At 38.6% G+C, this 11,768-nt stretch carries 9 protein-coding genes; 8 read left to right on the plus strand and 1 reads right to left on the minus strand.

What is annotated here, in order from left to right; translation table 11 throughout:
• Positions 1-51 precede the first annotated feature (51 nt).
• The gene (gene aroB / locus SCALIN_RS20130; RefSeq protein WP_096896229.1) at positions 52-1,131 is read left to right on the plus strand and encodes a 3-dehydroquinate synthase; all 1,080 of its coding nucleotides are present in this window, start codon (positions 52-54) and stop codon (positions 1,129-1,131) included.
• A gap of 266 nt (positions 1,132-1,397) precedes the next feature.
• Positions 1,398-2,546 (plus strand): DNA-processing protein DprA, encoded by a 1,149-nt coding sequence (dprA, locus tag SCALIN_RS20135; RefSeq protein ID WP_096896230.1) that lies wholly within the window; start codon positions 1,398-1,400, stop codon positions 2,544-2,546.
• Positions 2,547-2,686: 140 nt separating this feature from the next.
• On the opposite strand, the gene SCALIN_RS20140 is transcribed toward dprA, so the two are convergent.
• Entirely contained in the window at positions 2,687-3,406 is a 720-nt protein-coding gene (locus tag SCALIN_RS20140; protein WP_096896231.1) for a metallophosphoesterase family protein, read from the minus strand.
• Between the two features lie 267 nt (positions 3,407-3,673).
• On the opposite strand from SCALIN_RS20140, the gene SCALIN_RS20150 reads away from it, so the two are divergent.
• The 6 genes from SCALIN_RS20150 (at position 3,674) to SCALIN_RS20175 (ending at position 11,632) form a co-directional block, all read left to right on the plus strand.
• Entirely contained in the window at positions 3,674-5,128 is a 1,455-nt protein-coding gene (locus tag SCALIN_RS20150) for an FAD-binding oxidoreductase (protein WP_096896233.1), read from the plus strand.
• 13 nt (positions 5,129-5,141) lie between these two features.
• Positions 5,142-6,551 carry an FAD-binding oxidoreductase gene (locus SCALIN_RS20155; protein ID WP_162532438.1) on the plus strand — a complete coding sequence of 470 codons (1,410 nt, stop codon included), beginning with the start codon at positions 5,142-5,144 and terminating at the stop codon, positions 6,549-6,551.
• 114 nt (positions 6,552-6,665) lie between these two features.
• Positions 6,666-7,910, plus strand: a complete 1,245-nt coding sequence (locus tag SCALIN_RS20160) for a (Fe-S)-binding protein (protein ID WP_096896235.1) — start codon at positions 6,666-6,668, stop codon at positions 7,908-7,910.
• A 470-nt stretch (positions 7,911-8,380) separates the two neighbouring features.
• Entirely contained in the window at positions 8,381-8,590 is a 210-nt protein-coding gene (locus tag SCALIN_RS20165; protein ID WP_203415593.1) for a porin, read from the plus strand.
• Positions 8,591-8,665: 75 nt separating this feature from the next.
• On the plus strand, positions 8,666-9,673 hold the full coding sequence (locus SCALIN_RS20170) for a phosphate/phosphite/phosphonate ABC transporter substrate-binding protein (protein ID WP_203415594.1): 1,008 nt from the start codon (positions 8,666-8,668) through the stop codon (positions 9,671-9,673).
• A gap of 147 nt (positions 9,674-9,820) precedes the next feature.
• On the plus strand, positions 9,821-11,632 hold the full coding sequence (locus SCALIN_RS20175; RefSeq protein WP_162532439.1) for a hybrid sensor histidine kinase/response regulator: 1,812 nt from the start codon (positions 9,821-9,823) through the stop codon (positions 11,630-11,632).
• Positions 11,633-11,768: the final 136 nt, after the last annotated feature.

The following is an 11,768-nucleotide window of genomic DNA, read 5'->3' on the forward strand; positions in this document are numbered from 1 at the left end:
CCTCTCTTTTTACTTGACAAAAAAATCAACATAATTTACAACGTTACCATCATGAAAGAAATATTAGTTGATCTCGGTAAGGACAGCTACAATATAATCGTTGATAAGGGTATCCTCGATCAGGTTGGTACACTTATATCAAAAGTAATCAGTCCACGGAAAGCTATTGTTGTAACGGACAATATTGTAGAGCCGCTTTACGGAAAAATTGTTCTCGATAGCCTATCTGAATGTAAATTTGATGTCAAGCTGGTTTCATTGGCTCTTGGGGAAGAACAGAAGACTCTGGCAAAGGCGGAGGAGTTGTACGAACATCTGTTTGACCATGAGATGGACAGGAAATCACTCATAGTCGCGTTAGGAGGCGGAGTACTGGGTGATCTGGCCGGTTTTGTTGCCGCGACGTTTATGAGGGGCATTCCATTTGTCCAGGTGCCTACTACACTGCTGGCTCAGGTTGACAGCAGTGTTGGAGGCAAGGTCGCCGTAAACCATCCGAGAGGAAAAAACATGATCGGCTGCTTTTATCAGCCCAAAGCTGTCATCATAGATACTGAGACCCTCCGTACACTGCCAAAGGCAGAAATTACTGCAGGTATGGTTGAGGTAATGAAATATGGAATGATTAAAGATGCAACTTTTTTTGAATACATAGATAAGCATCTTTCGCAAATTCTGAATCTTGATTCCGATGCTTTAGAGGAAATTGTATACAATTCGTGCAAAACCAAGGCACAGGTTGTCGAGCTTGATGAGACGGAACAGGGAATCAGGGCTATTTTAAATTACGGTCATACAATCGGGCATGCATTGGAGGCCCTGACATCATACAAGAAATATAGACATGGGGATGCTGTCGCCATGGGTATGATATATGTGAGCAAGATAGCCATAGAAATGGGTCTTGCGGATGAGACTGTATTAAAAAGGCAGGTGTCGCTGTTCTCGAAATTAGGATTAAGCTTGAAAGATACTGAATTGGACCCTCATGATATTGTAAGGAAACTATATCAGGACAAAAAGACGATTGCCGGAAAACTGAGATTTGTTCTTCCTACCAGAATTGGAAATGTCATAATTGATGATAGTGTAACTGAACAGACTATTCTGAATGCTCTTATATCTGATTAACGAAATGCGGTATGGTGTTGCGCATATGCTGAGCGGATTAATCAAGTCTTTGTAAATAATTGAATCAGCTCCCTACTGGCGGACTCGTAATATATTGACGTAGGCCACGTTTTCCAAACGAACCCTAAGTAGTTTATACAAAATTGCATCTCATTGCAATATGTGCAGTTAAAATGAAAATTCCTATTTAAACTAATGATAGCTTAAACTTTGAACTCCGAACTATAGCGTTAATCTTCCGGGATTGATGATTTATCACAAAATCAATGGCTAATTTAAGATTAGGCATTAGCGAGTGGAATAAGGTATTAATCATGGATCATTTTGAAGGTCTCCTTCGATTAAATATGATAAGCGGTATAGGTACGATAACCTACCGCCGGCTTATAGAGCATCTTGGCTCAGTCAAGTCAATATTGGATTGTCCAAAAAGCAGATTGGAAAAAATCCCCGGTATAGGGCCAAAAATAGCTGCAAAGATTGTAACCGGTTCAAAGGAGGCTGATATTGATAAAGAGATTAAACTGGCAGAAAAGAATAATGTAAAGATAGTCCCTTTCTCAAGCGATCAATTCCCTCAAAACCTCAAACAGATCTATGACCCGCCTATTCTGCTTTATATAAAAGGAGATATAAAAAAGAGTGATACGCTTGCCATTGCTGTGGTTGGTGCTCGCAGGTGCAGTTATTATGGACGAACACAGGCGGAAAGGTTTGCGCGGCAGTTGGCACAGGTTGGATTTTGTGTTGTAAGTGGAATGGCAAGAGGTGTCGATACTAACGCTCATATAGGGGCAATTAAGGGAAATGGCAGGACGATAGCTGTGCTGGGTAGTGGTCTTGGAGTAATTTACCCAAGTGAAAATAAAGATCTTTCCGAAAAAATAGCATCTCATGGCGCGGTGATTTCGGAATTACCAATGAGCACACCACCCAATAATCGTAATTTTCCTCCACGAAACAGGATAATCAGTGGATTGTCACTTGGAGTTCTGGTGGTAGAATCTACACTCAGGAGCGGATCATCCATTACGGCAAAATGGGCGCTTGAGCATGGAAAAGAGGTTTTCGCGGTTCCTGGTAATATAGATAGCAATTACAGCAGGGGTACCAATAAGCTTATCAAAGATGGTGCTAAGCTTGTTGAGGACATAAGTGACATTGTAGAGGAGCTGGGTCCGCTTGCAGAGTCTATACACATAAAGGACAGTGAAAAAGTTGTGGACATTAGAAGCCTTACACTGAATTCACAGGAAAACAAGGTCTTTTCACTCCTTTCAAGCACACCAGTAGCTATAGACGACATTACTAATAAATCTGGTTTACAGTCATCAAACGTAGCAAGTATATTAATGATATTGGAAGTGAAGAAGCTGGTAAAGCAGCTTTCGGGTAAAAGGTTTGTGAAAGCTTAGCCAGGGGATGTTTTTGACGGGGCTTGCAGGATTAACAGGGATGAATGTAAGAAAAAATGGCAAACCTGTCATTCTCGTTTCCGCCCGGATGAATACATCTTCGCTGGTTCAATCTTTCAGATTGAACTAAACATTATAGCCTATACACCTCTTGCAAGCCTCTCAGCAAGGAACAATGGCAAATTGGCTTTCTTAATTTTTTCCATTGTTTTTTGATAGTCGTATTCTAACCTGATTATCTCAATATTCCAGTCCTTATCATCGAATATAGCGAATGACAGTAGTGGAGAGCCATCACGTGGTTGCCCAACACTTCCGACGTTGACTATAGTTTTATCATCTTTTGACAATGTTGCTTTTTTGCTGTTCCTCTGTAGTTGACGATAAGAATATATCCCAGGCCTGTGTGAATGCCCGACAAAGCATAGAGCGTGATTCATCTCGATCAGGCTTGAATACGCTTTGCGGGCATTGGAAATATATCTCCATAGCATTGGCTGGTCGGGTGTTGCGTGTGAATATAATATATCGTTTTCCTCTATCTGAAAGGGTAACTTAGTAGTTGCCTTTTTTATCTCTTTGTCTAGAACACCTCTTGTCCATCTGATTGCTTCTAGTGCGTACTCTGTTATCTGGTAATCGTAATTTGTGTTCAAGACAGAATCTTCGTGATTACCAAGGCATATTTGGTCTGTGAGTGATTCAACTATTTTGAAACACTCAGCCGGGTTTGGGCCATAACCAACAGTATCACCGAGGCAGACAAAACGTTTATCTCCCTCAAGCTTGCCAGTATATTCCAATACCTTATTCAGCGCTTCCAGATTCCCGTGAATGTCTGAGATAACAATTACTTTCATCGTATACAAAATTGGAAACCCTGCCTCTCTTCCAAGAGGGCTCCAGAATTGGAATCCTCTCGGAAGAGAGGTTTACCGTTATATTTTCGAACAATGTCTGCACGAAGGACATTAAATGTTCTGGCTCCATAATTTTATTAATAGATACTAATTGCTTTTGGTTGAAAACACAAAGAATAAAAGTAAAAAAAAGTAGAAAAAAAACTTTTATCGTGTTATGTATGATTAAAAGAAAAATTTATTTTCTTACAGTTTTTGTAATCATTTATGGAGCATAATATTTATAATAGCGGGATTCAACCCGAGGTATTTAAGGAGTTGTGTGATACAATTGGCAGGGAGAATATCGTTGGTAGTATCAAGGGGGGTGAATGTTACTTTTTTGATACGACAAAGGAAAATTCAACACACGGCCTGGTAGCGAGACCTCATTCGACAAAGCAAGTATCAAATATCGTTTCAATAGCAGAGAAATATAACATTCCGGTTTTTATACGGGGGGGTGGGGCAGGAATGTCAAAACGATCTGTTTACATTGAAGACGGAATATCGTTGGATCTGAAAAACATGAATTGCATAGAGGATCTTAATGCAAGAGATCTTACAGTGACCGTGGAGCCGGGTGTTGTTGCAAAAGATTTGCAGAATGAGGCTGCAAAATTTAGCCTTTTTTATCCTTATTGGTCAGGCAGTAATGTATTCTCTACTATTGGTGAAAGTGTGGCAGAGTGTACAGGAGGTATGGCAGGTATGAAACATGGAGTAACAAGAGACTATGTTCTTGCACTGGAGATTGTTCTCCCTGATGGTTCTATCATAAACACTGGTCGCAAAACACTCAAGAGTGTTGCAGGGTATGATTTAACCAGGTTTTTTGTCGGTTCTGAAGGGACTCTTGGCGTTTTGACAAAAATAACATTAAAACTATTACCAATGCCGGAAAAGAGATGCACAATTATGTCATATTTTAAAGATATCGATAGCGCACTGAATGTGACAGATTCTATCTTAATAAAAAATCACCTACATCCCTGTTCATTAGGGTTTGCTGATAAAGCGGCTATTGCTGCTGCCAGAGATTCTATAGAAGGAATATCGGAAGAAGCTGAAGCAATGTTGTTTATTGATATAGATGGAAATGAGAAAAATGTAGTTAATGATGTTTCCGTGATAGATTCTATTTGCAGGGAGAACAGTACATTAAAGACTTCTGTAACGAATACAGATGAAGAACGAAATACTTTATGGAATATCAGCAATTCTGTCTCACCGTTTCTCTTTAATGCTGTGTCCTGTGGTTTTGAAGAAGATTTCACTGTTCCAGGAAGTAGGGTTAGAGAGGTACTGAAAAAGGTGTATGAACTCAGCAGGGTACATTCATTACAAGTAGCGTTATTTGGAAATATTGGAGAGGGTCATATCCATCTCAGTTTATATGGTAACGGGGAAGAAGGAGATGCGTCTGCTAATAATCTTTTGTCTGAAATATTGAAAGGAGTAGTGCGCATTGGAGGAAACATCGTAACAGAACTTGCCCCCCATGAGATTGAAATAATGAAAGACATGAAGAATATGTTTGACCCGAAAGGAATTATGAATCCGGGAAAATTGTTGATTAGAGATGGTTTCCTTTCGAAAAAAAGGAATATATCCTTGTTTTCAAAAGACTTCCGAAACTGGAACCCTCACAAAAGTGAGGAGATTACAAATATACAAAAATAAAACAGGTAAATTAATGAAACTTTTTAAAAAAACTGAAAAAGAGATCAATAAATATCAGAAAGCGTTTGATGAACTGCTTATGGTTCTGGGTAAAGAAAGGGTGCTTTCGGCTATTGAGGACCGGATTTGTTACTCTTTTGATGCTACAAAGCAGAAGGCACTACCTGATATAGTAGTAAGGCCCGGAAGCACAACTGATGTTTCAAATACACTAAGAATTGCAAATAAATATGAAGTCCCAATATATGCCAGAGGCGCCGGTTCCGGCCTTACCGGTGGGGCAGTGCCACTTATGGGTGGAATTGTTTTTGATCTGAAAAATATGGACAAAATAATTGAAATCCGTCCTGATGATTTTACCGCAACGGTTGAACCAGGTGTAGTTACAAAGCAGTTACAGGATGAAGTTGCGAAGTTCGACCTGTTTTATCCACCAGATCCTTCAAGCGCCGCATTTTCAACTATTGGAGGCAATGTCGCGGAATGTGCAGGGGGGATAACCGGGTTGAAATATGGAGTTACGCGTGATTATATACTTGCTCTGGAGATAGTTCTTCCTGATGGATCTGTAATTAAAACTGGGGGGAGAAAGCTAAGGGGTGTTGTCGGATATGATTTGACGAGGCTTTTCACAGGTTCAGAGGGTACGTTGGGAATCTTTACTAAAATAACGGTAAAACTTATTCCAAAACCGGAGAAGATTCGAACACTTGCTGCTTATTTCCGTGATAGAGATGATGCCATTGATGCTGCTGATCAGATTATAGATAATAATATACTTCCGCGTACGTTGGAATTTCTGGACTATATGACCATAAACGCGGTACGGAGTTATAGTGGAACAGATATTGATGAAGATGTAAAAGCGCTACTGTTAGTAGATATTGATGGTACTGATGAGAGTATCAGCTATGAGATGCCAATTATTGAGAATGCGTGTAAGGGAAGCGGGGCATTTAAAACTAAAATTTCTGAAACAGGAAAGGAGAGAGATGCTATCTGGGCTGACAGACGTTCAATTTCTCCCGCATTATACAACATTGCTCCTCATAAAATAAATGAAGATATATGTGTTCCCAGAAGCAAGATAAAGGAGGCATTGCAGAGGATTGACCGGATTAATGACCAACAGACAATCTATATCGCAAATTTTGGACACATAGGAGACGGTAATATACACGTAAATATAATGTATAATAATGACCCTGGCCAGGAGGAGCTTGCAGAGAGGATTGTAAACAGAGTTATGAAGGAAGTTGTTGCGTTGGGGGGTTCTATCTCAGGTGAACACGGTATAGGAAATAAGAAATCTCAATTCATGGAGTTTGAGATTCCTCCACGGGAATATGATATTATGAAGAGATTTAAAAATTATTTTGATCCTAAAGGGATTATGAATCCCGGTAAGATGTTTATTAGATAATGCGGCATAGGAGGAATCAAAGTGTCTATAATGCCTAAAGTTTGAAGTGAGGCAAAGTTGGGAAAAAAACTTTTGTTTTTTTACTTTAGACACTTCAAACTTAGTTGAACAACAATGACTACTGATTGGAAAACAGAAGTAAATAAATGTTCGAAATGTGGTAAATGTCAAACCGTCTGTCCTGTTTTTCTGGAAACCGGTGACGAGTCGACAGTTGCGCGTGGACGAATCAGCCTGGCGGAAGCGTTGCGGGATAAACAGATAGTGTACACTGATAAACTGCGTGATTATGTATATACGTGTAAAAAGTGTATGAGGTGCAGGACAGTTTGTCCATCAGATGTGGATTATGAGGTAATTATTTCTGCCCTGCTTCGTGGAGTGGCTGATGAGATGGGCATCCCACTATTACCGAAGATAGTCTTTCGGTATATATTGCCAAGAAGGATACTATTTGATCTCATGCTCAAAATAGGCTCTAAAATCCAGAGGTTCATACCTGGGAAAAGAAGGGGGCAGATGCGCCACCTTCCACTCATGTTTATGGGTAAAAGGTGGATACCTGTTTTAGCGAAAAAGACAGCATTGAAAAAACTACGTACAACAAGGAAATTGAAAAATCCAAAAATGCGGGTAGGGCTGTTTACCGGATGTTTGATTAATTACATTTATGTGGATATAGCGGAATCCGTGGTAGACGTTCTTAACCGGATGAATATAGAGGTCGTTATACCACAAGGCCAATTGTGCTGTGGAACACCATCATCTACCATGGGAGATCATAAATCCACGAAAAAACTTGCAGAGGTAAATAAAGAAGTATTTGAATCTCAAAACCTCGATGCGATAGTAAGTGCCTGTGCAACGTGTACCAAGAGTATTAAACTCGATTATCTGCGCACCCTTGGCCCATCATGGCAACAGATGTCTGATAGAATTTATGATATTTCAGAGTTTATTGAGAAGTACTGTGGCGATGATTATAAAACAAAGCCGGTTGATGAAAAAGTGACCTATCATGATCCATGTCACCTTATGTGGGTACGCGGTATCACTGATGAACCGAGAAATGTTTTAAAGAAATCTGCTGATTTTGTTGATATGGATATGGCAGGATCATGCTGTGGTGGTGGAGGAATTTTTACCATAATACATTACGACCTTACCTTAAAGATGCTCGAAAGAAAAGTGAACTCTATAGAGAGGAGCGGGGCGGACACAGTTGCGACTAACTGCCCGGGTTGTATCATGCAGATAGCCGATGGATTTGCGGGTAAAGATTCTAAAATTAAGACTACCCACTCAATTCAAATACTTCAAAAGGCATTGGTAAACGGCAACATTGATAAGAGCGTATAGTGTTGCGGCAAAACAGTGCAGGTCAATTCCATTTGTATATTTAAGTATTTTAATCCGTAATTTCACAGGCATTTTCTTGTTGAACTGACAAACTGTTTATAATATTATGCGGCTGACACAATGCAATAATGCATATTTTTTAGTACGCAAATAGCTGAATAGGCGAAGCCAAAAGAAGAAGAAGATGAATTGGAGCAAGTTTAATAATAACCTGAGATGCTATGCTCTTCCGAAACCGAGTATCAAACATAATCTGTACACGCTGTCACATGTAAAGTGAGTTAAGTTGAAGAGCCGAATGTCGGAAATCGACAAGTTCGATTCTGTGAGGGGCGTTGGAATTTCTCATACATAGTTTTAATATTGTGACACTATGCAATCGAAAGAGTAGAGAAACAGGGAAAACAAAATAGACCTAATTGGAGGAGTCATACTATGCCTGCTCGACAAAATATCTGGTGGCAATTCAATTGGGGGCACACTACTCTGAACTTGATTTGTCTGATAAAGATATTGAAGGGGGAAGGCTTAATGATGTTACACTTGGTCTCAACTGGCACCTCAATCCTAATACAAGGGTGATGTTGAATTATGTGCATGCAGGCGTTGATTTAAGTGATATCAACGTTAAGGATGGAAATGCCGACATTTTTGCAATGCGTTTCCAGGTAGATCTATAGAATTTGGTTAATTAAGGGATTAAAGAATTGGGAAATTTCACAATCTTTCAGAAGCATCCGGTCAGGTTTTTGCGTATGAAGATATATAAGGCGGTATTACTTTGTTTTTCAATTGGATTTGTTTTGCTGTCTGCTATGACGTGTGCAGAGGTTAAAAATGAGGTTCTGTCTTCCGGGACATTTAAGAATGTTCATAGCGATGAATTGAATCAGTCAGAACATGTGAAGGTAAAAGACGAGAGAAATAAAACGCTGATTATAGGGAGGGTAAGTGAAAGGCCTAAAAAACACTATAAAAAGCTTAAACCCATGGTTGACTATGTAGCAGACGGTATGAAAGATTTAGGCATCATACGTGGTTCAGTTTTAATTGCTGAAGATAACAATAAAATGATTAAATACTTGAAAGAAGGGAAGGTTGATTGGGTGACGGAAACAACCTTTTCGGCTGTTATATTTTCTGAAGAAACCGGTGCAGAGATAATACTAAGAAGATGGAAGCGGGGGGTTCCTGAATACTATTGTGTTTTTATTACACGGAGAGATAGCGGCATAAACTCCCTTGCTGATCTTAAGGGTAAGAAGATAGCCTTTGAGGATCCCGGTTCGACAACAGGATTTTTATTTCCTCTTTTTCGATTAAAAATGGAAGGTTTTGAACTGGTAGAGCTTGAAACACCAAGAGGGAAACCTCCACTTGACAAAGTAGGGTATGCTTTTGCTTATGGGGAACAAAACATCTCAACATGGGTAGTTAAATGCCTGACTGATGTTGGTGCGTATAGTAATCTGGATTGGGAAAACTCTAATGTTACTCCTGAGAGTGTAAAAAATGATCTAAAAATAATTTATCAGACAAAACCATTTCCGAGATCGGTTGAATTGCTGAGGAAAGACCTGAACCCTGAGATAAAAAAACGATTAAAAGAAATGCTATTGAATGTTCACAATGATCCTGATGCTGCAGAAATATTAGAGCGATATGCGTATACAACAAAATTCGATGCATTGAATGGAGAAGCGAAAGAGGGATTAAATGGAGTAATCAGAATGTTGAGTTATATTCGTGGGGAAATAGAATAGGTGAAGTTAAAGTTAAAATTTACAGTAACTATTACAGTTCTAATCATCTCCATAGTCCTGATTTTGTCTGGGGCACTCTTGTTCCGATTCAGAACCTCAATGCATGAGGTATCGCAAAAGAGTTCTGAAATTATGGAGGATTATTTATTGGAACAATTTAAAGAGAGAGGGGTGATATTAACACAAAACCTTGCAGATAATCTCATAAATCCTGTTTATAAATATGACATGGAAACAATTTATGAAATTACACATGCGGCAAAAAAACAGAAGGATATCAAATATATTTATGTTTATGACAAAACAGGCAAAATAATACATGATGGAACAAAGGATATTTCTCTCTTTAATAAAAATTTTGATGAAATAAGCAAAACAACAGCAAGATCAAAAAGCCTTTTAATACAGTTTACGGCAGATATGCTGGATGTTTCTACGCCGATAATGCTATATGATGAACTACTGGGAGGGGTCAGGATTGGCTTGTCTTTATCAGGGATGAGAAGTAACGTTAGCAATATGACCAGACAGTTAGGCAATATAAGTGATAAATGGAAGAAACGTAATCTTTATGCCATAATTATTACCGCTTTAGGGTTATCTGTTTTTGGTTTTGTATTGGCATGGCTGTTAGGTTATAGCTTGATTCATCCTCTTATAAAATTGAGTAAAGCGGTGGAAAGAGTAGCAAAAGGTGATTTGTCCGGTAAAATTGAGGTTAAATCCAGAGATGAACTTGGTGATCTTGCTATTTCTTTTAACAAAATGACAGAAAATCTGAAAAAAACAACGGTATCCCGTAATGATTTAATAAATGAAATGAAAATGCGGGAAAAAATGGAAGAGGCACTCTTGCAATCAGAGAAATTAAAATCTATAGGAACAATTACTGCCGGAATATCTCATGAGTATAATAACATTCTTACCATTATATCCGGCACGGCACAGTTGATGGAAATGGATCACAAAAATGATAAGAAATTGGCGGAATCACTTGGTACTATCAAGAGGGCTACTGACGATGGTGCAGAAATATCGAGAATGATGTATAGATTTACAAAGGTTGATAAAGGTGTATCGTCTTTAGAGGTTCATCAGGCAACAGATTTATTAAAACAGGCGATAGACTTTACAATGCCAAGATGGAAGAGTATGGCTCAGGCTAATGGGATTAATTACCATTTGGATCAGGAAGATATGAAAGATGCTATATCCATATTATGTAATCCAACCGAAATAAGAGAGGTATTTATTAATATAATAAACAATGCTCTTGATGCAATGCCTGAAGGTGGTCGTCTTTCTTTTCGTTCGTGGAATAAAGAAAACGCTGCATTTATCAGCATATCTGATTCAGGTAAAGGTATGGTTGAAGAGGTACAGAGGAATATATTTGATCCGTTCTTTACCACGAAAAGGCCAGAAGGGACAGGATTAGGATTGAGTATCGTTTACGGTATAATAACCAGACATGGTGGTAAGATAGAGGTAGAAAGTAATGTTGGAACTGGCAGTACATTCACTCTTCTATTTCCGGTAACGGTAAATAAGGAAACCTCAATAAAGCGACAAGAACAGGAAATAATAAATAAGGATCTTCACGTTTTGATAGTTGATGACGAAGAGCCTATAAGCAGAATTCTCGATAAATTTTTTTCAAGAAATGGTAACAAGGTAAAGGTTGTTAACAATGGCGCCGATGCAATAGAACTGGTAAATAGAGAAGATTTTAATCTTGTGTTGTGTGACATCGCAATGCCTGATGTATTTGGATATGACGTAATAAAGGAACTGAACAGGTTAAAAAAGATACCAAAAATCGGTATTATTACGGGTTGGGAAGAAAAACTGAAACCAATAGATGAAGAAGGTCTAAAAGTTGACTTTATTATCAAAAAACCTTTTGATTTTTCAATACTAGAAAAAAAAATTAATGCGGTAATTGATTCTAGGAAATAAATTGAAAAGCTTGCTGATAAGTTTGAATAATAAGTATCCGATTATGTGCTAAATTCAATAGTTTTTATTTCACACATACACACACACACACACACACTCTCTCTCTCTCTCTCTCTCTCTCTCGTCGGTACGTAAG

This window comes from Candidatus Scalindua japonica (assembly GCF_002443295.1).
GTDB lineage: Bacteria > Planctomycetota > Brocadiia > Brocadiales > Scalinduaceae > Scalindua > Scalindua japonica.

What these genes read in the sequence shown, in the direction of transcription:
- SCALIN_RS20170 (WP_203415594.1), top strand. Translation starts at nt 8,666, where the DNA reads ATGAAGATATATAAGGCGGTATTACTTTGTTTTTCAATTGGATTTGTT.
- dprA (WP_096896230.1), top strand. Translation starts at nt 1,398, where the DNA reads ATGGCTAATTTAAGATTAGGCATTAGCGAGTGGAATAAGGTATTAATC.
- aroB (WP_096896229.1), top strand. Translation starts at nt 52, where the DNA reads ATGAAAGAAATATTAGTTGATCTCGGTAAGGACAGCTACAATATAATC.
- SCALIN_RS20155 (WP_162532438.1), top strand. Translation starts at nt 5,142, where the DNA reads ATGAAACTTTTTAAAAAAACTGAAAAAGAGATCAATAAATATCAGAAA.
- SCALIN_RS20150 (WP_096896233.1), top strand. Translation starts at nt 3,674, where the DNA reads ATGGAGCATAATATTTATAATAGCGGGATTCAACCCGAGGTATTTAAG.
- SCALIN_RS20160 (WP_096896235.1), top strand. Translation starts at nt 6,666, where the DNA reads ATGACTACTGATTGGAAAACAGAAGTAAATAAATGTTCGAAATGTGGT.
- SCALIN_RS20140 (WP_096896231.1), bottom strand. Translation starts at nt 3,406, where the DNA reads ATGAAAGTAATTGTTATCTCAGACATTCACGGGAATCTGGAAGCGCTG.